Here is a 19,848-nt window from a genome sequence, read left to right as displayed (position 1 = left end):
AATATTTTGCACAATTTTGGATTGTGAGGGAACCAAACGGGGCCCTGAAGCAGTCTAAGTAAATAGGAACGGCGCCAATCGGGGAGCCGGACCACTTCCATCAATCACACAACCACCAATCGGGGGAAAGATGAGTAACGATCAGTTCAGGACAGAAGCCGACGTCATGCGCACGGCCGCGAACAACGTGGACGCGACCAATGACTCGGTGATCACGGAACTCAACCGCCTCCAGGACATTGCGGAATCCACCCGCAGCTACTGGACCGGCCAGGCACAGGCGAGCTTTGACAGCCTGATGAGGCGTTTCGACGATGCAGAGCGTCGCCTGAGCGAAGCCCTGCGCGGTATCGCTGACAATATCCGCGACAACGCGGGCAACTTTGAGAACGTGGAGGCGACGAACTCGGATTCCTTCACAAACGCCGCGCCTGCTGGGCTGGCGCTGTAAGTCACCGACACGCACACACGACGTAAAAGACTAAGGAGATCCACACCATGACCGTAATCAAGTACAGTTTCACGTCCCTGTCCGCGGCTGCGGAAGACATTGAGACGTCCTCGCGCACCATCACCGGCCAGCTGGAAGACCTCAAGGCGCAGATCAAGCCGATGGTTTCCGCCTGGGAAGGTGACGCGGCGGACGGCTACAAGCAGCACCAGGATAAGTGGGATGCCGCTGCCTTGGAGCTCACTGAGATCCTGTCCACCATCGCCCGTGCGGTTGAGGACGGAAATCAGCGTATGAGGGCCGTCAACACTGCTGCAGCAAACAGCTGGGCTTAAAGGCCTGCGCTTAAAAGCATATGACTTTTAAGCCCAGGGAAGACAAAGGAAAGGGGGGACTTATACGACAGGTGTGAACTCGCAGCCTGACCCAGCTCATTTCATTGGTCATTTCCGTTTAAATTGGTTCGTTTAAATTGGTTCATTGTGGGCAGGCGCGGTTAATGGTTACCAGGCGCCGGTGCGCGGACATGTTCCGCCCGCCGGCGTTTTGGGTTTTTAAGGGAAGGTGCTTTAAAGTTGATGTCCTGTGTGTTTTTCTTTCCGGGCGCATTCGTGCCCGGCCCACCTCACCGGGTCTCCACCGGCCGCCGGACAGAGGAGGGGACGAGGGAAGCACGCCTTGGCCGGCAGCCTTCTAGATTTAAGACTTCAAGGAGTCATGAATGTCTACCTACCACCCGAAGAGCGGTGACATTACCCGTAAGTGGTACGTCATCGACGCTACCGACGTGGTGCTGGGCAAGCTCGCTTCCACCGCAGCTGACTTGCTGCGCGGTAAGCACAAGCCGCAGTTCGCACCGAACGTCGACACCGGTGACCACGTCATTGTCATCAACGCTGACAAGGTCCACATTTCTTCCAACAAGCGTGAGCGTGAAACGCGTTACCGTCACTCCGGTTACCCGGGTGGCCTGAAGTCCATCACGCTCGGCCGTGCTCTGGATGAGCGCCCAGACCGTGTCATCGAGGAGGCAATCAAGGGCATGATGCCGCACAACCGCCTCTCCCGTCAGTCCATTAAGAAGCTTCACGTCTACGTCGGCTCTGAGCACCCGCACGAGGCGCAGAAGCCGGAGACCTTCGAGTTTAAGCAGGTGGCCCAGTAATGACCGAGCCGAACATCACCCCAGATACCGCTAGCGATCTCGCCGGCGAGACCGATATCGACGCTGCAACCGCGGCTACCGAGGAGTTCAACTACACCATCGCTGATGCCGTGGCCGTCGAGGCTGACACTCAGGATGAGGTCGTGGCTGAGGCTTCGGTTTACCACGAGGGCCCGATCCAGACCGTCGGTCGCCGTAAGCGCGCAATTGCTCGCGTGACCGTTGTTGAGGGCGAGGGCAAGATCACCGTCAACGGCCGTGACCTTGAGGACTACTTCCCGAACAAGCTGCACCAGCAGGACATCCTGTCTCCGCTGGTTCTGCTCGAGCGTGAAGGCCAGTTCGACATCAAGGCCAACATCGGCGGCGGTGGCCCGACCGGCCAGGCTGGCGCTCTGCGTCTGGCTATTGCCCGTGCGCTGAACGTTTACAACCCGGCTGAGCGCCCGACCTTGAAGAAGGCTGGCTTCCTCACCCGTGACGCTCGTGCTGTTGAGCGTAAGAAGGCTGGTCTGCACAAGGCCCGTCGCGCACCGCAGTACTCCAAGCGTTAATCGCTGCTGTCAGCGCAAGCAAAGCGCCGCTGTCCTCACTGTGGGATGGCGGCGCTTTCGCCTTGTCTGGGGTGGGGCAGGCATAATTGGTGGCTATGACTCGACTTTTTGGAACCGATGGTGTGCGTGGGCTGGCTAATGAGAAGTTGACGGCCCCGTTGGCGATGAAGCTCGGGCAGGCCGCAGCAATGGTGCTCACTGAGACGAAGCGGTCGGAGCAGCGTCGCGCGACGGCGATCATCGGCCGGGATCCGCGTGTGTCGGGGGAGATGTTGGCGGCGGCGATGGCGGCGGGGATGGCGTCGAAAGGCGTTGATGTGCTGCGTGTGGGCGTGATTCCTACGCCGGGCCTGGCCTTTCTCACGGATGATTACGGCGCCGACATCGGTGTGATGATCTCCGCGTCGCACAACCCCATGCCGGACAACGGCATCAAGTTCTTCTCAGCAGGGGGCAAGAAGCTTGACGACGAGGTCGAGGACCGCATCGAACGCGCCATGACCTCCATCGACGAAGCCGGCCCAACTGGCACTGGTATTGGGCGCATCCTGGAAGAATCCCCGGATGCTTTCAAGCGCTACCTGCAGCACCTGGAGGAGTCCGTGACCACACCGTTGAACGGAATCAAGGTTGTGGTGGACTGTGCGAACGGTGCGGCTTCGCGGATCGCGCCGAAGGCGTACGCGACGGCGGGCGCGGAGGTCATTCCGATCTTCAACGAGCCGAACGCATTCAACATCAACGACAACGCCGGTTCCACCCACATTGAGCAAACTCAGAAGGCTGTTCTGGCCCACGGCGCGGACCTTGGTTTGGCGCACGATGGTGATGCGGATCGCTGTCTCGCTGTCGACGCGGAGGGCAATGTGGTTGACGGGGATCAGATCATGGCGATTTTGGCTGTGAATATGAAGGAGAAATCGTCGTTACGCAAAAACACGCTGGTGGCTACTGTGATGAGCAACCTCGGCCTGAAACTCGCGATGGAGCGCGAGGGCATTGAGGTGCGCGAAACCAAGGTGGGCGACCGCTACGTGCTAGAGGAACTGGGGCGCGGCGGATTCTCGCTTGGCGGTGAGCAGTCGGGCCATGTGGTGATTCCGGAGCGTGCGACGACCGGGGATGGCACCCTGTGCGGCCTCATGCTCATGCAGCGCATGGCGGAAACCGGCACGAGCCTCAAAGAGCTCGCCAGCGTGATGACTGTCCTGCCACAGGTGCTCATCAACGTCCCCGTTTCCGATAAATCCCTCATCCTCGATGATCCCGCAGTGACCGCGGCGATCGCTGAAGCGGAGAAGGAGCTCGGCTCCAGTGGCCGCGTACTCCTGCGCCCATCCGGTACTGAAGAACTTTTCCGCGTCATGGTCGAAGCCGCCGAAAAAGAGCAGGCCCGCCGGGTTGCTGGCCGCCTCGCGGCTGTGGTCGCGGCGGTGTAGGCACCCCCGTTTTGAAAAAAGTTTGGGATTTGAGGGAACCAAACCGGGGGTTAAGGCAGTCTAAGACTATGGAAGGTAAAGACTGCTGCCTGCCATAGGCGGCTTGACCATACGGGGGGGATGACATTGAGCACGCCTTTAGAGCTCGACCCGGAGGGGTTCCGGGAACGCATCAACGCTGCGATCAATAAGTACAACGAGGCGATTGCAGCCTTGGAGGCCAACAAACCAGAGATCAATCCGGCCTCATTCGGGGACGGGTTTGTGGTTCACGGGGAGACTATCGCTGCGTCCGTGGAGGCCGTCCACGAGCGCACGCTTGCCCGGTTGCGGTCGCGCGTGGCGCAGTACACGTCTATGCTCGCGCTCACGGGGGATGTGTCGTCGACGGATGGCACGAATGCAGGGGGGTTGACTACTCATGAGTAATGCGCAGGTCAAAGAAGGCCTGGATGCCATCGCGCGCGAGGTAGCCGCGGTGCCAGGTATGTCGCTTGCCGACGTCTCCTTGATCCAATCCCACATCCACTCCATCTCCTCCAAACTGGATTGGACCAATGGGCTTGATAATTCTGCGCTGCCGGCTCAAGTGGGGCGCGTGAACTCCGCGCCGTCGCTCGGCAGCAAGGGTGGCAAAGGTGGCAAGGGCGGTGGTCTAGCTGGTGGCCTGGGTGGCGGCTTGCTTGGGGTGCTGAGCACGTTTGCGCCTTTCCTTTTTGGGCAAGGCAGCAGCGGTGAATCCAGTTGGCTCGAGGACATTGGCATCACTGACCACGAGAAGAACGTGGACGCGGAGCAGTCCGAACACTCCGATGCCTTGGACGAGCTGTGCCGCGAGACTCAGCGCTGCGTGGACTCCGTCAAGGAAATCAACGATGACGCTGCCATAGGTATGAACGAGATCATCCAGGTGGTGCTCACGTTCATTTCGATGTTGCAGCTTCATCCCTTGGTGCGCATCGGGGCGGTGCTTCTTGGCCCGATCATCGAGGGGCTTTTAGCTATTGAGAAGACCGTGGATGACCGCAATGAGTCCATCAGTTGCTGCTACGAGCGCCTCGACGAGCTGTGCACGAATACTGACACTCCGCCACCGCCACCGAAGGAATACTGCCCGCCCGAAGCATCACCACCGCCCGCGCCGATACCCGCGCCGGGCCCGGCCCCTGCGCCACCGGCACCTGCACCGGCGCCCAGCCCGGTGCCCAGCCCGGTGCCTGCTCCCACCGCCCCCACAGCACCCGCTTCAGCCTTCGGGGTGGGCAGCGCGGGGTTGAACCTGAACGTCAACGCGAATATCAACGTTGATCTCAGCAGCTCGCTGCCACCGTGCCCGACGCTGCCAACGGTGCCTCCGACGGGCCCGGCGGGTATCAATCTGCTGGAGCAGTTCAACATGGGTTTGGAGGGCTTCAAGAAGACAGTCGAGGATTGCCTGACGCAGATTGAATGCCCGCCAGCGACGCCGGAACCAGATACGGAGCCGACGCCAGCGCCGACGCCTGAGACGAAGGAGGAAGACTGCCTCCCCGTCGAGCCGGAACCGGAGATGCCACCGGAGAAGCTAGCGCAGATGAAGGAACCACCTCCGCCGCCAAAGGGGGAGAGTGCGCCCGCGGCTGCTGGGCCGGTGGCGGAGCAGCCAGTGGAGCAGCCGGCGGAGCAGCCGGAAACACCCACGCAGCCGGAGCCTGCTGCCAACGCTGACGCCCACGAAGATCAACCCCGCACCCGAAAGACGAGGACCTGGTAATGGAATTTAGTGATTACGCGGAGCAGTTCCGCCGTCGCACGGCCTACCGGATGGCCGAGTTTGAGAAGGTGCTGAAGCAAAGTCAGCGCCAAATGGAGGAGCTGGTGAGGCAGCAGGAGTTGGCCAAGGAGATGAACATCCAGAAGCCACCACGGGTAACACCGCAGGGTGTGTACCGGGGTTTCCGGCCAGGCAAGGTTCAAGGTGTGCTGCGGAAAGAGGGCCCGACCGAGAACCGCGGCTAACTGGGACTAGTGGGGAGTAGCGGGCCTAGAACAGCTTGGTGGCGTCGGCAAGATCCTTGCCCACGAGGGATTCCACGTCCTTGCCGGAGGCGTCGGGCTCGGAGTAGGCGCTGCAGACCTTCTCCCCACGCAGCTGGTGGAGGAAGTAGCCGGTGAGCAGAGCACGGACGGTTTCCTGCACGCTGGTCTTGGAACGGCCGGTGCCCACCAGCAGCTTGGCCAGGGAGTCCTCGCTGAAGGATTGCTGGTTGCCGTTCTTCACCGTGCGGTACGCAACGGGGCCGGACCAGTTGTAGGCCAGTTGGGCGGGGTTACCGGATCCAAGGATGCCATCAGAATCCTCATCAGGCCCAATGACTAGGCCCGGTTTGAATAGGCCACGCGCAGCGGTGATCGCGGACGGCGCCACGTCGGCGGGGTACACAGCAGCAACAGCCTTGACCTTGGGGTTATCCGCACTAGCCAGAACGGCGCAGCCACCGCCCATGCCGTGTCCGGCGATGCCAAGCCGGTTGGGGGAGACAGTGACGTTGCCGTTACCCAGCTTCACACCCGCGAGGATCTGCAGAGCGGTTTCCAGGTCAGCAGCAAAGCCAGCGTGATCGGGACGCAGACCACGTTCGGTGTCCGGTGCAGCGACGGCGATACCCCAGCTGGCCAGGTGGCGCAGCGTCTTGTGATAGTCACCGACGTTTTTCATCCAGTCGTGGCCAAAAGCGATACCGGGAATAGCTTTGCCTTCAGCGGGGACGTACACCTTGCCGGGCAGGCCGGTGAAGCCGAGGTCACCTTCGAGCACGCGGTGGGGGCCTCGCTTGGACAGTTCACTGAGCTTTTTCAGGTTCGCAGACACGCCACCAACCCTACTGCATTCGCACATGGGCTGGTCCCGCGCCACGGGCGGACCTACTAGGGCGATGTTGCTTCATAGATTAATGTTGTCCGCATGTGTGGAATCGTGGGATACGTAGGTAAGCAGCAGGCTCTCGGCATTGCGCTCGAAGCTTTGCGACGAATGGAGTACCGCGGCTACGACTCCGCCGGCATCGCCGTGGTCGACCGTGGCCACATCAATGTGGCGAAGCGTGCCGGCAAGCTGCAGAACCTCGAAGACAAGATCGCGGAGATGGGTGCGGATGCCTTGGCAGGCACCACTGCCATTGGTCATACGCGGTGGGCAACGCACGGACGCCCGACCGATGAGAATGCGCACCCGCATGTGTCCTTCGACGGTAAGGCGGCGATTGTTCACAATGGCATCATTGAGAACTTCGCGCCCCTGAGGGCCGAGCTGGAGCGCGAAGGCATCCAGATGGTGTCGGACACGGACTCCGAGGTTGCTGCGCACCTTTTGGCGAAGGCGTACAACGAGGGGGAGACGGCGGGGGACTTTAGGAAGGCGTCGTTAAGCGTGCTTAACCGCCTTGAGGGCGCGTTTACCGTGCTGTTTACGCATGCTGATCACCCGGACACCATCATCGCAGCGCGTCGTTCAACCCCGCTGATCGTGGGTGTGGGCGACGGCGAGATGTTCCTGGGCTCGGACGTGGCGGCCTTCATTGAGTACACGAAGGACGCGGTGGAACTGGCCTCTGATTCCGTCGTTGTGATCACGAAGGATTCCTACGAGGTGCTCAGTTTTGACGGCAGCCCGAGCGAAGGCAAACCGTTCACCATCGACTGGGATCTGGAGGCCGCGGAGAAGGGTGGCTTTGATTCCTTCATGATGAAGGAGATCTACGAGCAGCCCGCCGCCGTCCGCGACACGCTCGCCGGCCACTGGGATGGCAAGCGCGTGGTGCTGGATGAGAACACGATCTCGGAGCGTGACTTGAAGTCCTTCGACCAGGTCTTCGTTGTCGCGTGTGGTTCGGCGTACCACTCGGGTCTGGCTGCGAAGTACGCGATTGAGCACTGGGTGCGCATCCCAGTCCAGATCGAGGTGGCCTCTGAGTTCCGCTACCGCGACCCGGTGCTGGATGAGCGCACGCTCGTGCTGGCCATCTCCCAGTCCGGTGAGACCGCTGACACTCTGGAGGCTGTCCGCCACGCGAAGACGCAGGGCGCGAAGGTGCTCGCGGTGTGCAACACGAACGGTTCGCAGATTCCGCGCGAGTCCGACGCGGTGCTGTACACCCACGCTGGTCCGGAGATTGGTGTGGCATCGACCAAGGCATTCCTTGCGCAGGTGGCCGCGAACTACATCGTGGGTCTTGCTCTTGCGCAGGCGAAGGGCACGAAGTACCCAGATGAGATCCGTACGATCTGGGATGAGCTTGAGGCGATCCCAGCCAAGATCGAGGAGGCGTTGGCTAGCCACGACCAGGCGAAGCAGATTGCGTCGACGCTGGGTGCGGTGAAGACCATGCTCTTCTTGGGGCGCGGCGTCGGTTTCCCGATCGCGCTTGAGGGCGCGCTGAAGCTGAAGGAGCTCGCCTACATCCACGCGGAAGGTTTCGCGGCGGGCGAACTGAAGCACGGCCCGATCGCGTTGATCGAGGACGACCTGCCGGTGGTGGTCATCGTGCCGAGCCCGCGCGGGTTGCCCCAGCTGCACTCGAAGATCGTGTCCAACATCCAGGAGATCCGGGCGCGTGGCGCGAAGACGATTGTCATCGCGGAGGAAGGCGATACCGCGGTGGAGCCGTACGCGAACTGGCTCATCCGGATTCCACAGTCGCCGACGATCATGCAGCCGTTGCTGGCTACGGTTCCGTTGCAGTTCCTCGCGGCGTTCATCGCGCGGGAGTGTGGCAACGATGACATTGATAAGCCGCGCAACCTGGCCAAGTCGGTCACGGTCGAGTAGTGCTCGCGGCTCTCGGCTTCGCGTTCATTGACTCGATCAACCTGTTGTTGATCGGGGTCATCGTCGCGGTGGGTATTGTTGCACCTCGCTTTTCGACGACCGCCGCTTTGCTCATCGCTGGCGACTGGCTCGGGGTCGCATCCCTGGCTTTTTTGATGCTCGTGGTGTTCGACGGGCTCGGCGATGTGGTGCATCGCTTTGTCGATGGGCCGGTGTTTGGCATCTTGCTTGTTGCCACTGGTGTTCTCACTGCGGTGCTTGCTATGCGGGGCGGTGATAATTCCGGGCTTGTGCAGCGCATCATGCGGCCGTTGCGCACCCCTTCCGGGACGACCGTGCTGGTGGGTTTCGTGCTGGGCATCATCCAGTCGGCGACGTCGGTGCCGTTCTACGGTGGCCTGGCAGTGCTGTCCACAGCGGGTGTGCCGGTGGGGACGCGCTACGCCTTTCTCGTCTTGTACGCGACTGTCGCCTTGAGCTTGCCTACGTTCTGCGCCTTCCTCGTCGCCTGGGTTCGCCGCTACCCAGAGAGCCCTGCCGGCCGCATGTTTGAGGCGGCGCGGCAGAACTCCGCCGCCGTATCCGCTGGTGCGACGTGGGCCGTGGCGGTGCTGCTGGCCGGTCTGGGCGTGCTGCATCTGGTGTGACGTATGGCAACTGGCACAATGTCACCCATGAGTCCCGCCACCTTGACCATTGACCTCGGTGCGATTGCGCACAATACCGCTGTGATGAAGCGCGTGGCGGGTGACGCCAAGCTCATGTGCGTGGTCAAGGCGAATGCGTACAACCATGGCGCGCAGCGCGTCATCCCAGTCATGGACGCCGCTGGCGCAGATGCTTTTGGCGTAGCGACGCTCACAGAAGCCGCCCAGATCCGCCCCCTCACCGACAAACCGGTGTTGGCCTGGATCTGGCAGCCGGGGGAAGAGATCCCTGCGGGGATTGAGGTGGGGGTTCCCGGCCTGGAGCACCTCCGCTGGCTCGTGGAACAGGGGGAGAAGCGCCCCGTGCACCTCATCGTGGACACCGGCCTGAACCGCTCCGGGATTGATGAGGAGGACTGGCCAGAAGCCTTCGATCTCGCTGCTGCTTCCGGCCTTCAGGTCCGTGGCCTGATGTCGCACTTTGCGTGCGCCGATGAGCCCACCCATCCTCACAATCAGGTGCAGCGTGACGCTTTTCAGCGGGCCATCGCCCTTGCCCGCACCCACGGGCTGGAGGTGCCGGTGAACCACCTGGCTAACTCGCCCGGCACGTTGACCGGCGCGGAGAATGCCTTCGGGATGGTGCGCCCAGGCATCGCGCTCTATGGCCTAGACCCGCTGGAGAGCTCTGGAGCGGACCTTCACCCGGCAATGACATTGTCCGCGGGACTTACCGCCGTGAAGCGGATTAAGAAAGGTGAAGGCGCAAGTTACAGTCTGACCTGGACAGCACCGGAAGATGGCTGGACCGCCATCGTCCCAGTCGGATACGCCGACGGAATCCTGCGCGCTTGGCAGGACCACATCGAGGTGACCATCGGTGGCCAGCGCTACTCGCAGGTCGGCCGCGTGTGCATGGACCAATTCATCGTGTGGCTAGGCTCCGACCGCGCCGGCATTAACGTTGGTGACCAAGCAATCATCTTCGGCCCCGGCGGTATGAGTGCCGCCGAGCTGGCGCGCCGGGTAGGCACGATCCACTACGAGGTGGTGTGTGCGCCGGGTGGGCGTGTGGTGAGGGAGTACGTCGATAAGCAGGAGAGCCATGAAGCAACCGTTTGATTCTGCGGGAACCGTCGAATGCGCAAGCGCTGAAGACACGCGCGCATTCGGCCGCACGTTGGGGGAGGCGCTGGAGGCAGGCGACGTGGTCATCCTCGACGGCCCCCTTGGTGCTGGCAAAACCACCCTCACGCAAGGAATCGCTCAAGGCATGGGCGTGAAAGGGCGTGTGACCAGCCCTACCTTCATCATCGCGCGTGAACACAAAAACCCGACCGGCGGCCCCGCGCTCGTGCACGTGGATGCTTACCGGCTCCTCGACAGCGTCGGAGGCACTGGCGCGATTGACCCGCTGGGGGAGTTGGATGCGCTTGACCTGGACTCCGAACTCGACAGCGCCGTCGTGGTGGCGGAGTGGGGCGGTGGCCTCGTGGAACAGCTGGCCACGCGCTACCTGCTAGTCACCCTCGACCGTGAGACGCGTGCACTTGAGGACCCGGAATCGCAGGCCCGCATCATCTCGTGGACGCCATCAGAGTAGGGTTAGTCCCATGCAAAAGCTGACTGCTAGCCAAAAAGGTTGGACCGCCATTGTCATCGCGCTGTGGGTCATTGCGCTCGCAGCCCTGATCTTTGTCATGCCGAGTTCGAGCGCTGCTTCTGGGCAGAAATCGCTCGGAGAGGCAGAAGCATCAGGTTCGCTGGCAACGACGCTCGCGGAGATGGAACCCCCAGTTCACGACGCCATCGCAGCCGAGATCATCGACCTGCGCTACGTGTACGGCCAGGAGATACAGGGCTTTGTTCCAGTGTGCAACAACGAGCCGGAACAGCTGGTGGACATGAAACTGCAGGCAGCCGGCGATCTTGCGGATCAGATCAAGCTTGACGGCAGTAACAACTACATCCTGCTGTTCAATGACTCGAGCGAAACCGCTGTCGCGGTTGATGCGATCCCGGCCAACGTGATGGACTTGTGTGGAGACAACTACTTCCAGGAGATCTTCAGCACAGAGCAGGGCTTCCCGGTTCATTATGACGGCGGCATGTGGCGCTTCGGCCCGCGTATTCAGTAGCCCCGTAGTCGCATGATTGTTCTTGCGCTTGATACGGCCACCACGGATCTGGTGGCCGGCATCGTTGATGCGCACTCGGGGGAGGCCCTCGCGGAGGTGGTCACCCCGACGCGTTCCCACAATGAGTTGCTTGTTCCTACCGTGATGGAACTGCTCGATTCAGCTGGCCTCGCATTCACCGACCTGGAGGCGGTTGTTGTGGGCTGTGGCCCCGGCCCGTTTACGGGCCTGCGCGTAGGTATGGCCACTGCGTCCGCATTTGGGCAGGCCCTGGGTGTGCCCGTGCATGGTGTGTGCACGCATGATGCGGTTGCTCGGCTTTTGCGCGGCTCCTCCTCCCTCGCCCTTACCGACGCCCGCCGCCGCGAGGTGTACTGGGCGCGCTACTCCGGTAGTGAACGTGTTGACGGGCCTCATGTGATCGCGCCTGACCAGCTTGAGATTGCGCCGGTGGACGTGTTGTCCGTCCCGGAGCATCTGCGTGAGAAGCTGCCGGAAGCCCTGATTGAGGCAGCGGGCACCGTGACGTACGAAGCGCCGCGCGCTGCCGCGCTTGTTGCCGTCGCGCGTAGGGCCGTGGAGGATCTGAGCGCGCCGGGCGAACCGCTCGTCCCGCTGTACTTGCGCCGCCCGGATGCGAAAGAACCGGCGCCGAAACCACTGTCTTCGGCGATTCCGCGCGTATCTATCGACGAGGAGTGACCACCCCCGTGCGCATCCGTGAACTCCGACCCGCCGATGCCGTTGCAGCAGCGGCCATTGAAGCGGACCTCTTCGTCAATGAAAGCCCGTGGTCCCGCGACGTCTTCCTCGCGGAGCTCGCGCACCCCTACACCTTTTATGTTGGGGCATTCGTGGGTGAGGACGATGAGGAAGTTCTCGCCGGGTACGCCGGAGTGGCCCGCCTGGGACCACGCGAGGACCCGGAGTTTGAGGTGCATACGATCGCGGTTGCGCGTCAGTGCCAGGGGCGCGGCATTGGGCGCGTGCTCATGGACCAACTGGTGCATGCTGCGGATATGTACGACGCCCAAATGTTCCTTGAAGTCCGCACCGACAACGAGCCAGCCATTGCGCTGTACAAGAGTTATGGGTTTGCCGAGGTGGGAGTGCGCAAGGGATACTATCCCTCGACTGGGGCAGACGCGTACACGATGATGCGCCACTCCATCTCAGAGATGTCAGAGGAGTCAGAGCAATGATCATTCTGGGGATCGAGTCTTCCTGCGATGAAACAGGCGTGGGTGTTATTGACCTGCGGCCGGACGGCTCGATGGAGATTCTCGCCGATGTCGTGGCATCCTCCATGGAGGAGCACGCCCGCTTCGGTGGCGTGGTGCCGGAGATCGCGTCGCGTGCTCACCTTGAGGCGATGCCGCGGGTGATGGAGAAGGCGTTGGCGGACGCCGGTATCACGAAACCGGACGCTGTTGCTGCAACGGTGGGGCCGGGTCTGGCGGGAGCGTTGCTTGTTGGCGCGTCCGCGGCGAAGGCCTATGCCGCTGCGTGGGGTGTACCGTTCTACGGGGTCAACCACTTGGGTGGGCACGTCGCCGTGGCCAATCTCGACGATGCGGATGAGCTGCCACATTCCATCGCATTGCTCGTCTCCGGCGGACACAGCCAGATCCTTGAGGTCGACGCGGTGGGCAAGCCGATGAAGGAGCTCGGAAGCACGCTTGACGACGCCGCCGGCGAAGCCTACGACAAAGTCGCCCGGCTGTTGGGGTTGGGGTATCCGGGTGGGCCGGTCGTCGATAAGCTTGCGCGACGTGGCCGTCCGAACATTTCCTTCCCACGCGCACTCTCGCGAGCTGAAGATCTGCGTGGCGAGCACCGCTACAACTTTTCTTTCTCCGGCCTGAAAACCGCGGTCGCGCGGTACGTGGAGTCCGCTGAGCGGGCAGGCGATGTGATCAGCATCGAGGATGTGTGCGCGTCCTTCCAGGAAGCCGTCGTGGACGTGCTCACCGCGAAAGCGATCATGGCCTGCGAAGACACTGGTGCGCGCACGTTGTTGCTTGGTGGGGGAGTCGCGGCGAATTCGCGGTTGCGGGAGCTCGCACAGGAGCGTTGCAGCGCTCACGGGATCGAACTGCGCGTCCCCCGTTTCGCCCTGTGCACCGACAACGGAGTGATGATCGCGGCGCTTGCCGCCCAGCTCATCCACGAAGGTGCGCAACCTTCCGGGTGGGACACGGCAACCGACACGGCGCTTGAGGTGGAGACCCCGCTCGTGCATTCTTAAATCTCACCGAGCGAAGTCCGCAGTTTCGGGTTAACGTGACAACCGCGTAAAAATTCACTTCCCGAAAGGACGCCCTCCCGCCATGAAGTCTCGCGATCATGAACGCTTTGGTTTTCTGGTGAACCCGGACCTGACCTACCGCCGGATCATCTTTGACATGGACCACGCGAGCCAGTTTCTCGGCCCAGTTGTCCTCGAGGGAGTACGCGTCGCGTTTTCCCAAAACGACACGCAGTACGAGGCGATCTACTCGCCACAGGCCCGTGAGAACCGTGCCGCGCCGAACCCTGTCGCGTCCATGGCGGCGAACCTTGCGGCGACGGACAACGCTAACTTCCTGCAGGACCCCACGTCTGCAATCTCCGGCCCGGTGATCTTTGTTGGCCGCGACGGGCACAGCATTGACGACGAGATCGTGGACCAAATCAAACAAGCCATCCGCGCCGTCCGCCACTACCGGGACGACAACCCAGAGGAATACGAACTCTGGCACAACGCGGTGCTCAACATGGGGACGGTGCAGGACTAGCCAGGACTAGCCAGGACTAGCTCTGCGCGTGAGGGGAGGGGAGCCCCTTGGTTGTCGTTTAGCACTCGCATGGGTAGAGTGCTAAACAGGTTTTGGGCACAGTTTGTTCACCCGCGACGACGGCTGCGCACCGAGAAACCGTGTAATGAATCCAACTTTCACGAAAGGTTCAATCGTGGCAAACGTCAACATCAAGCCTCTGGAAGACAAGATCCTCGTCCAGATCGTCGAAGCTGAGACCACCACTGCCTCCGGCTTGGTCATCCCGGACTCCGCACAGGAGAAGCCGCAGGAAGCAACCGTCATCGCTGTTGGCCCGGGTCGCTGGGACGACGAGGGCGAGCACCGCATCCCGGTGGACGTCAAGGAAGGCGACACCGTGATCTTCTCCAAGTACGGCGGCACCGAGCTGAAGTACAACGGCGAGGAGTACTTGCTGTTGTCTGCGCGTGACCTGCTGGCCGTCGTCGAGAAGTAAAAGGCGGGATTAATCCTCTATGGCAAAACTCATTGCATTTGACCAGGAGGCCCGCGAGGGCATCCAGCGCGGTGTGGACATCCTCGCCGACTCGGTCCGCGTGACGCTTGGCCCGCGTGGTCGCAACGTTGTGCTGGACAAGGCGTTTGGCGGTCCACTCGTGACCAATGACGGCGTGACCATCGCCCGCGACATCGACCTCGAAGAGCCGTTTGAGAACCTCGGTGCGCAGCTGGTCAAGTCCGTCGCTGTGAAGACCAACGACATTGCCGGTGACGGCACCACCACCGCGACGTTGCTCGCCCAGGCCATCATCAACGAGGGCCTGCGCAACGTTGCCGCTGGTGCGAACCCGATCGAGCTGAACAAGGGCATCGCCGCAGCAGCTGAGGCTGTTGTTGAGGAGCTCAAGGCTCGTGCAACCGAGGTGTCCTCCAACGAGGAGATCGCCAACGTTGCCACCGTCTCCTCCCGTGACTCCGTCGTCGGCGAGATGGTTGCTGGCGCCATGGACAAGGTGGGCAAGGACGGTGTTCTTACCGTTGAGGAGTCCCAGTCCATCGAGTCCTACGTGGACGTCACCGAAGGCATCTCCTTTGAGAAGGGCTTCCTCTCCCCCTACTTCATGACGGACCCAGAGGCCGGCCAGGCCGTCTTAGAGAACCCGCAGGTTCTGCTGGTTCGCAACAAGATCACCTCCCTGCCGGAGTTCCTCCCGCTGCTGGAGAAGGCCGTGGGCACGTCCCGTCCGCTGCTCATTATCGCGGAGGATATTGAGGGCGAGCCGCTGCAGACCCTCGTGGTCAACTCCATCCGTGGTGCCTTGAAGGTTGTCGCGGTGAAGTCGCCGTACTTCGGTGAGCGCCGCAAGGCCTTCATGGATGACCTCGCCGTGGTCACTGAGGCGACCGTCATCGACCCGGAGGTCGGCGTCAACCTCAAGGACGCGGAGCTTGACGTGCTGGGCAGTGCCCGCCGCGTTACCGTGACCAAGGACGACACCGTCATCGTCGACGGCGCTGGCTCTGCCGAGGCAGTGGAGAACCGCCGCGAGCAGATCCGCCGCGAGATCGAGAACACCGATTCCACCTGGGACAAGGAGAAGGCGGAAGAGCGCCTGGCCAAGCTGTCCGGTGGTGTCGCTGTCATCCGCGTCGGCGCTCCGACGGAGACCGAGGTCAACGAGCGCAAGCTGCGCGTCGAGGACGCCATCAATGCTGCCCGTGCAGCTGCGCAGGAAGGCATCATCGCCGGCGGTGGCTCCGCTCTCGTCCAGATCGCGGCGAAGCTCGAGGAGCTCGCTGAGAACTACCCGGGCGAGCAGAAGACCGGTGTGCTCACCGTAGCTCGTGCGCTGGTGAAGCCGGCCTACTGGATCGCGGAAAACGCAGGCCTGGACGGTTCCGTCGTTGTGTCCAAGGTCGCTACGCTGCCGAACGGTGAGGGCTTCAACGCCGCCACGCTCGAGTACGGCAACCTCATCGAGCAGGGCATCATCGACCCGGTGAAGGTGACCCACTCCGCTGTGGTCAACGCCGCATCCGTGGCCCGCATGGTGCTCACCACCGAGGCTTCCGTGGTGAACAAGCCTGAAGAGGAAGAAGCTGGTCACCAGCACTAGGCGATTGCTTATGCGCGAAGCGCTCCCACCCCCGGGGGCGCTTTTTCGTTGCCTAAGCTGCTTGGGCTGCTCGGGGGAACACCGTCTGCATGGCTCCGTAGGGGTGGATGTCGTTGACCACTGGGTAGCCCTTGGGGGAAATCCAGGTGGGAGTGCCGGTGAGCATCTCTACGTGGCCGCGGTGGGCAAGATGTGGATCGTCGTCGTTGACGCGGTTGTGGTAGCGGCACAGTGGTGCGAGATTGTTCAAGTTGGTTTCCCCGCCGTTCTTCCACGCCTTGATGTGGTGCGTTTCGCAGAGATCCGCAGCCTGGTGGCAGCCGATGAACGCGCAGACGGGGGAGGTGGCTTTGGCCAAGTCCCGCTGTTTCTGGTTTGCAAAGCGCTGGCTGCGGTAGAGGTTGATGGCTCCCTCAGCGGGGTGGAAGATAGCTGCTTCGAGATGGTTGTCTGCGGTAGCGATGAGGCGGTTGAGGTATTCCGCGCCCGTCATCGTGGTGCCGTCCGTAAGCCCCAAGATGACCTCATCGCCTTCGCCGTTGAGGATCTGCACGTGTTGGTCGAGGCCGATGAGCAACAAGGGTCTGGGGACTGCTTTCGCGACACCGCCTCCGTCCCGTAGGAGAGCAACGATTGCTTTTAATAATTGCGGGCCGATCGGCTTTGAAGGGTCTAGGTCCTGGTAAGCCGCGAATTTGAGGTCGGCGGCGGTACGCTCATCCATGGTCAGCGTGACGGTGGTCTTGCCCATATTCGGAACGCCGAAGGTGGCCTGCTCGCGTGGCGGGGTTTTCTCCTTGGCTGGGACGATCCGCTTCGCCAAGGCAAGGAGAGCTGTGCAGGTACGCGAGACGTGCGCGGCGGCACTTAGCATCTTCATGCGGTAGCTATGGCGCCGAGTGGCGTGAGAAATGTGTTTTACAGCGCGCTCGATCTGCGCGAGCAATCCCAGGCTTAACCCCAACGCCCGTGCTTTATCGCGCGCTTTTTGCTGTTTGGCGGAGGATAAGTTCTCCCCGTAATACGCCTCATGAACTAATTTCCAGTTATTCACCGCGGATTGTTCAACACCGGCGTCAAGCGCCCGCGATTTATCAAAGTGCTCTAACGTATCGATGCCTAAAGAGCTATGGGCATCCAACAAATCATCAAAAGTTTTCATGCCCCGACGGTAACCGCGCCAAAACCCCTGGGTAAAGGGTTTTTGAGATTTCCCACAATGTAAAATTTTATGGAACCAAACAGGGGGTTAAGGCAGTCTAAGTAAGGTTGGGGGTTTTTAGACGTCGATAAGCGAGAAGCTAGTTTGCGGCGACCTTGACGCGACGCAGCGCAGCCTGGCGCTCGGACTCGCTCATGCCACCCCAGATGCCGTACGGCTCCGCAACCGCAAGCGCGTGAGCACGGCATTGCTCGAGGACAGGGCAGGAAAAGCAGATCGCCTTCGCGCGGTTCTCGCGGTTCGCACGGGCGCGGCCACGCTCCCCGTCGGGGTGGTAGAAGACCTCAGATGCCTCGCCGCGGCATGCGCCGTGGAGTTGCCAATCCCAGAAGTCCGCATTCGGGCCGGGCAGCTGCTGGGGCATGGAAAGAGCAGGCATATACATCTCCGTGTGTGAAACCTATGACGAACGTTATCTCGCGCAGTGTGCAAGGCAATGGTGAACAATTGGTTTCTGCCAGGTTTCACACAGTTAGATGTGATCTAGCACGTTTCATTTTGATCTGCCTGACGTGCGCAAATGTTTGAAGGTGAAACGTTAGTGAATTGTTGGTTACGTCACGCTCACAATGCTGTGCGGTGAGCCATGGGATTTAGGGAGATCACGCGACCGGCGCGTAGGATGTTGCCGGTGCAGGTCTGTTATACCTGCGAGCCCTGCCCATTTACGAGAAAAGGAGAGACGTAATGGCCTCAGCTGACGCGGACCAACGTCTCGCCGAACTCGTACCGTTAGCCCAGGCAGGTGATACTGCGGCGCTCCAGGACATCATCAAGATTGTGCACCCGATGGTGCTGCGTTACGCCCGCGCGAGGATTAGCGCGGGGCGCACTCCCACCGCGGAGGATGTTGCCCAGGAGATCTGCCTGGCCGTGGCCACGAGCGTGGGGAAGTATCAGGACACTGGCAAGCCGTTCATGGCTTTCGTGTATGGCATTGCGTTCAACAAGGTTGCGGATGCGCACCGGGCGCTGGCGCGCGACAAAACAAACCCGACAGACGAGGTCCCTGACCAGGAATTTTCCGGCGCTACCCCCGAAGATGCAGCGATGGTGGCGGCGGGAAGTAACAGAGTGCGCGCTTTGCTCGATCTGTTAAGTGACAAGGCGAGAGAGATTGTCATCTTGCGTGTGTTTGTCGGATTGTCTGCTGAGGAAACAGCGGAGATTGTGGGCAGCACTGCAGGAGCGGTCCGAGTCGCGCAGCACCGAGCGCTTGCCACTCTCCGGCGGGCACTCGAAGAGGAAGTTCAGGGAGGGTAGATATGGAGCCAATGTCGCAGTTTGGCCGTCATCGCCGTCGTAATGAGCACGACGTTGAGGCAGATGACGCCTTCCTGACCTCGCTTTCGCACGGTGTTGATCCGTCGGATGGTGCAGATGAGCTCGCGTCGCTGCTGCTGGGTCTGCGGGATGAGGTTGAAGCGCCCATGCCGGCCGCCCCGCTTATCGACGAAGCCGTGGCCCCCGTCACCTCCCTCACCGAACGCCGTGCTGCGCGGGAGGCGTCGCGCCGTTTCCGGACGAGCCCGTGGATGGCCGGTCTTGTCGGCGCTGCTGCGGCCACCGTCGCCGTTGCCGGGACCGGTGCTGCGCTGTATAGCGCCACCCCGGGGTCTGTTCTGTGGGGCCCGTCTCAGGCTGTTTTTGGTGAGCGTAAGAATGTTGTGGAGCTGGCCACCAAGCTCGACGAGATTGAAAACATGACTGAAAGCGGCAACTTGGCGGGCGCAAAACTGCTGATTGATCAGCTGCGTGAGTCCATGAACCTTGAGCGCGGCACCTCGGCACCGGGGGCTTCAGCCCCGAAGGAGACCGTTGTGGTCACGCCTGAACCGGAGCAGCCCTCAGAGGAGAAGTCCCCGGAGACGGTCACCGTGACTCTTGAGCCCACTACCGTCACCGTGGTGGTGACGGAGCAGCCGAGCGAGGCCACGGCCACCGGCACATCTACGGCGCCATCGAGTACCCGTCAGAGTTCGCCGGCAGCGCCGACCACGACGATTATCCTGCAGTCTGATCCGGCGGCCACGCAGTCTTCGCAGTAAAAGCGTTACTTTCGCGCGTACCTAGCGCGCGTCGAGGCCGTCGAGGTACCCCAGCGCGTAATCCCAGGGCACGTAGGCCTGGAAATTCGGCTGAGCGCTGGGCTCATGCACTGGGGGCAGTTGGCTGTTGAGGATGGCGATCATGTTGTTGATCATGATGTCCCAGTCGTAGAAGTGCATCTCATCGCAGTCTTCGCAGATGAAGGTGATGCCGAGGATGCCGCGGGGCTCAAGCACAAGCTTGAATTCGCGGGTCTGGGCCAGATCGCGGAGGACGGCTTCGCGCTCCTCCGGTGTGAGGGGTGCGGGGGCTTCGTCGTCCTCGATGAAGGACGCCGGGTCGTTGGGGTCGTCGGCGAACGGGTCACGAGGCATCATCGAGTCGAAGAACATGCTCCCAGCCTAGGCAAGGCTCTAACAAGGGGCCATTTCGGGGGCATCTGCTCTCATTGGGGGAGTAGGCGGATTACCCACTATGCTTGCTGGCTAGAAGCGGAAGCG

The 19,848-nt window shown here is 61.7% G+C and carries 25 protein-coding genes; 21 read left to right on the top strand and 4 right to left on the bottom strand.

Annotated elements, in window-relative coordinates:
• Nucleotides 1-130 precede the first annotated feature (130 nt).
• From QP968_RS07555 to QP968_RS07520, 8 genes are all read left to right on the top strand, one after another.
• Nucleotides 131-451 carry a WXG100 family type VII secretion target gene (locus tag QP968_RS07555; RefSeq protein WP_284855809.1) on the top strand — a complete coding sequence of 107 codons (321 nt, stop codon included), beginning with the start codon at nt 131-133 and terminating at the stop codon, nt 449-451.
• A 47-nt stretch (nt 452-498) separates the two neighbouring features.
• On the top strand, nt 499-786 hold the full coding sequence (locus tag QP968_RS07550; protein WP_284855808.1) for a WXG100 family type VII secretion target: 288 nt from the start codon (nt 499-501) through the stop codon (nt 784-786).
• A 386-nt stretch (nt 787-1,172) separates the two neighbouring features.
• Nucleotides 1,173-1,616, top strand: a complete 444-nt coding sequence (gene rplM, locus QP968_RS07545) for a 50S ribosomal protein L13 (protein ID WP_284855807.1) — start codon at nt 1,173-1,175, stop codon at nt 1,614-1,616.
• On the top strand, nt 1,616-2,170 hold the full coding sequence (rpsI, locus tag QP968_RS07540; RefSeq protein WP_284855806.1) for a 30S ribosomal protein S9: 555 nt from the start codon (nt 1,616-1,618) through the stop codon (nt 2,168-2,170). The genes rplM and rpsI overlap by 1 nt, the downstream gene beginning before the upstream one ends.
• A gap of 95 nt (nt 2,171-2,265) precedes the next feature.
• The gene (gene glmM / locus QP968_RS07535) at nt 2,266-3,609 is read left to right on the top strand and encodes a phosphoglucosamine mutase (protein ID WP_284855805.1); all 1,344 of its coding nucleotides are present in this window, start codon (nt 2,266-2,268) and stop codon (nt 3,607-3,609) included.
• A gap of 126 nt (nt 3,610-3,735) precedes the next feature.
• Nucleotides 3,736-4,038 (top strand): hypothetical protein, encoded by a 303-nt coding sequence (locus tag QP968_RS07530; RefSeq protein WP_284855804.1) that lies wholly within the window; start codon nt 3,736-3,738, stop codon nt 4,036-4,038.
• The gene (locus QP968_RS07525; protein ID WP_284855803.1) at nt 4,031-5,362 is read left to right on the top strand and encodes a hypothetical protein; all 1,332 of its coding nucleotides are present in this window, start codon (nt 4,031-4,033) and stop codon (nt 5,360-5,362) included. Before QP968_RS07530 ends, QP968_RS07525 begins: the two co-directional genes overlap by 8 nt.
• On the top strand, nt 5,362-5,607 hold the full coding sequence (locus QP968_RS07520; protein ID WP_284855802.1) for a hypothetical protein: 246 nt from the start codon (nt 5,362-5,364) through the stop codon (nt 5,605-5,607). Before QP968_RS07525 ends, QP968_RS07520 begins: the two co-directional genes overlap by 1 nt.
• A gap of 25 nt (nt 5,608-5,632) precedes the next feature.
• Here QP968_RS07520 and QP968_RS07515 read toward each other — a convergent pair whose 3' ends face one another.
• Nucleotides 5,633-6,460, bottom strand: coding sequence for a dienelactone hydrolase family protein (locus QP968_RS07515; RefSeq protein ID WP_284855801.1), 828 nt, complete (start codon nt 6,458-6,460; stop codon nt 5,633-5,635).
• 93 nt (nt 6,461-6,553) lie between these two features.
• Between QP968_RS07515 and glmS the strand changes: the two genes are divergently transcribed.
• The 11 genes from glmS (at nt 6,554) to groL (ending at nt 16,077) form a co-directional block, all read left to right on the top strand.
• A complete protein-coding gene (glmS, locus tag QP968_RS07510; protein ID WP_284855800.1) occupies nt 6,554-8,416 on the top strand; it encodes a glutamine--fructose-6-phosphate transaminase (isomerizing) in 1,863 nt (620 codons plus the stop codon).
• Nucleotides 8,416-9,063 (top strand): sulfite exporter TauE/SafE family protein, encoded by a 648-nt coding sequence (locus QP968_RS07505; protein WP_284855799.1) that lies wholly within the window; start codon nt 8,416-8,418, stop codon nt 9,061-9,063. The genes glmS and QP968_RS07505 overlap by 1 nt, the downstream gene beginning before the upstream one ends.
• 27 nt (nt 9,064-9,090) lie before the next feature.
• Entirely contained in the window at nt 9,091-10,185 is a 1,095-nt protein-coding gene (gene alr / locus QP968_RS07500) for an alanine racemase (RefSeq protein WP_284855798.1), read from the top strand.
• Nucleotides 10,169-10,666 carry a tRNA (adenosine(37)-N6)-threonylcarbamoyltransferase complex ATPase subunit type 1 TsaE gene (gene tsaE / locus QP968_RS07495; RefSeq protein ID WP_284855797.1) on the top strand — a complete coding sequence of 166 codons (498 nt, stop codon included), beginning with the start codon at nt 10,169-10,171 and terminating at the stop codon, nt 10,664-10,666. The genes alr and tsaE overlap by 17 nt, the downstream gene beginning before the upstream one ends.
• A gap of 10 nt (nt 10,667-10,676) precedes the next feature.
• Nucleotides 10,677-11,201 carry a hypothetical protein gene (locus tag QP968_RS07490; protein WP_284855796.1) on the top strand — a complete coding sequence of 175 codons (525 nt, stop codon included), beginning with the start codon at nt 10,677-10,679 and terminating at the stop codon, nt 11,199-11,201.
• Nucleotides 11,202-11,213: 12 nt separating this feature from the next.
• Complete coding sequence (tsaB, locus tag QP968_RS07485; RefSeq protein WP_284855795.1) at nt 11,214-11,903, top strand: tRNA (adenosine(37)-N6)-threonylcarbamoyltransferase complex dimerization subunit type 1 TsaB; 690 nt, start codon at nt 11,214-11,216, stop codon at nt 11,901-11,903.
• Nucleotides 11,904-11,911: 8 nt separating this feature from the next.
• Nucleotides 11,912-12,403 (top strand): ribosomal protein S18-alanine N-acetyltransferase, encoded by a 492-nt coding sequence (rimI, locus tag QP968_RS07480; RefSeq protein WP_284855794.1) that lies wholly within the window; start codon nt 11,912-11,914, stop codon nt 12,401-12,403.
• A complete protein-coding gene (tsaD, locus tag QP968_RS07475) occupies nt 12,400-13,449 on the top strand; it encodes a tRNA (adenosine(37)-N6)-threonylcarbamoyltransferase complex transferase subunit TsaD (RefSeq protein ID WP_284855793.1) in 1,050 nt (349 codons plus the stop codon). Before rimI ends, tsaD begins: the two co-directional genes overlap by 4 nt.
• A gap of 82 nt (nt 13,450-13,531) precedes the next feature.
• Nucleotides 13,532-13,978: a hypothetical protein gene (locus tag QP968_RS07470; protein WP_284855792.1), complete on the top strand. Its 447-nt coding sequence runs from the start codon at nt 13,532-13,534 to the stop codon at nt 13,976-13,978.
• 175 nt (nt 13,979-14,153) lie between these two features.
• A complete protein-coding gene (groES, locus tag QP968_RS07465; RefSeq protein ID WP_034664178.1) occupies nt 14,154-14,456 on the top strand; it encodes a co-chaperone GroES in 303 nt (100 codons plus the stop codon).
• Nucleotides 14,457-14,475: 19 nt separating this feature from the next.
• The gene (gene groL / locus QP968_RS07460; protein WP_284855791.1) at nt 14,476-16,077 is read left to right on the top strand and encodes a chaperonin GroEL; all 1,602 of its coding nucleotides are present in this window, start codon (nt 14,476-14,478) and stop codon (nt 16,075-16,077) included.
• Nucleotides 16,078-16,129: 52 nt separating this feature from the next.
• On the opposite strand, the gene QP968_RS07455 is transcribed toward groL, so the two are convergent.
• Both QP968_RS07455 and QP968_RS07450 read right to left on the bottom strand, forming a co-directional pair.
• Nucleotides 16,130-17,239 carry an HNH endonuclease signature motif containing protein gene (locus QP968_RS07455; protein WP_284855790.1) on the bottom strand — a complete coding sequence of 370 codons (1,110 nt, stop codon included), beginning with the start codon at nt 17,237-17,239 and terminating at the stop codon, nt 16,130-16,132.
• 139 nt (nt 17,240-17,378) lie between these two features.
• The gene (locus QP968_RS07450; protein ID WP_284855789.1) at nt 17,379-17,678 is read right to left on the bottom strand and encodes a WhiB family transcriptional regulator; all 300 of its coding nucleotides are present in this window, start codon (nt 17,676-17,678) and stop codon (nt 17,379-17,381) included.
• 308 nt (nt 17,679-17,986) lie between these two features.
• On the opposite strand from QP968_RS07450, the gene QP968_RS07445 reads away from it, so the two are divergent.
• The gene (locus QP968_RS07445; RefSeq protein ID WP_284855788.1) at nt 17,987-18,562 is read left to right on the top strand and encodes a sigma-70 family RNA polymerase sigma factor; all 576 of its coding nucleotides are present in this window, start codon (nt 17,987-17,989) and stop codon (nt 18,560-18,562) included.
• Between the two features lie 2 nt (nt 18,563-18,564).
• A complete protein-coding gene (locus QP968_RS07440) occupies nt 18,565-19,347 on the top strand; it encodes a hypothetical protein (protein ID WP_284855787.1) in 783 nt (260 codons plus the stop codon).
• Between the two features lie 21 nt (nt 19,348-19,368).
• Here QP968_RS07440 and QP968_RS07435 read toward each other — a convergent pair whose 3' ends face one another.
• Nucleotides 19,369-19,740: a DUF5319 domain-containing protein gene (locus QP968_RS07435; RefSeq protein WP_284855786.1), complete on the bottom strand. Its 372-nt coding sequence runs from the start codon at nt 19,738-19,740 to the stop codon at nt 19,369-19,371.
• Nucleotides 19,741-19,848: the final 108 nt, after the last annotated feature.

Origin of the sequence: Corynebacterium sp. MSK041 (genome assembly GCF_030232265.1) — a bacterium.
GTDB lineage: Bacteria > Actinomycetota > Actinomycetes > Mycobacteriales > Mycobacteriaceae > Corynebacterium.
The sequence above is the reverse complement of the archived record's forward strand: the minus strand, read 5'-3'. Positions and strand labels throughout refer to the sequence as shown.

Excerpts from the sequence above, each read along its gene's own strand:
- QP968_RS07555 (WP_284855809.1), top strand. The coding sequence starts at position 131 with ATGAGTAACGATCAGTTCAGGACAGAAGCCGACGTCATGCGCACGGCC.
- QP968_RS07550 (WP_284855808.1), top strand. The coding sequence starts at position 499 with ATGACCGTAATCAAGTACAGTTTCACGTCCCTGTCCGCGGCTGCGGAA.
- rplM (WP_284855807.1), top strand. The coding sequence starts at position 1,173 with ATGTCTACCTACCACCCGAAGAGCGGTGACATTACCCGTAAGTGGTAC.
- rpsI (WP_284855806.1), top strand. The coding sequence starts at position 1,616 with ATGACCGAGCCGAACATCACCCCAGATACCGCTAGCGATCTCGCCGGC.
- glmM (WP_284855805.1), top strand. The coding sequence starts at position 2,266 with ATGACTCGACTTTTTGGAACCGATGGTGTGCGTGGGCTGGCTAATGAG.
- QP968_RS07525 (WP_284855803.1), top strand. The coding sequence starts at position 4,031 with ATGAGTAATGCGCAGGTCAAAGAAGGCCTGGATGCCATCGCGCGCGAG.
- QP968_RS07520 (WP_284855802.1), top strand. The coding sequence starts at position 5,362 with ATGGAATTTAGTGATTACGCGGAGCAGTTCCGCCGTCGCACGGCCTAC.
- glmS (WP_284855800.1), top strand. The coding sequence starts at position 6,554 with ATGTGTGGAATCGTGGGATACGTAGGTAAGCAGCAGGCTCTCGGCATT.
- alr (WP_284855798.1), top strand. The coding sequence starts at position 9,091 with ATGAGTCCCGCCACCTTGACCATTGACCTCGGTGCGATTGCGCACAAT.
- tsaE (WP_284855797.1), top strand. The coding sequence starts at position 10,169 with ATGAAGCAACCGTTTGATTCTGCGGGAACCGTCGAATGCGCAAGCGCT.
- QP968_RS07490 (WP_284855796.1), top strand. The coding sequence starts at position 10,677 with ATGCAAAAGCTGACTGCTAGCCAAAAAGGTTGGACCGCCATTGTCATC.
- tsaB (WP_284855795.1), top strand. The coding sequence starts at position 11,214 with ATGATTGTTCTTGCGCTTGATACGGCCACCACGGATCTGGTGGCCGGC.
- tsaD (WP_284855793.1), top strand. The coding sequence starts at position 12,400 with ATGATCATTCTGGGGATCGAGTCTTCCTGCGATGAAACAGGCGTGGGT.
- QP968_RS07470 (WP_284855792.1), top strand. The coding sequence starts at position 13,532 with ATGAAGTCTCGCGATCATGAACGCTTTGGTTTTCTGGTGAACCCGGAC.
- groL (WP_284855791.1), top strand. The coding sequence starts at position 14,476 with ATGGCAAAACTCATTGCATTTGACCAGGAGGCCCGCGAGGGCATCCAG.
- QP968_RS07455 (WP_284855790.1), bottom strand. The coding sequence starts at position 17,239 with ATGAAAACTTTTGATGATTTGTTGGATGCCCATAGCTCTTTAGGCATC.
- QP968_RS07450 (WP_284855789.1), bottom strand. The coding sequence starts at position 17,678 with ATGCCTGCTCTTTCCATGCCCCAGCAGCTGCCCGGCCCGAATGCGGAC.
- QP968_RS07445 (WP_284855788.1), top strand. The coding sequence starts at position 17,987 with ATGGCCTCAGCTGACGCGGACCAACGTCTCGCCGAACTCGTACCGTTA.
- QP968_RS07440 (WP_284855787.1), top strand. The coding sequence starts at position 18,565 with ATGGAGCCAATGTCGCAGTTTGGCCGTCATCGCCGTCGTAATGAGCAC.
- QP968_RS07435 (WP_284855786.1), bottom strand. The coding sequence starts at position 19,740 with ATGTTCTTCGACTCGATGATGCCTCGTGACCCGTTCGCCGACGACCCC.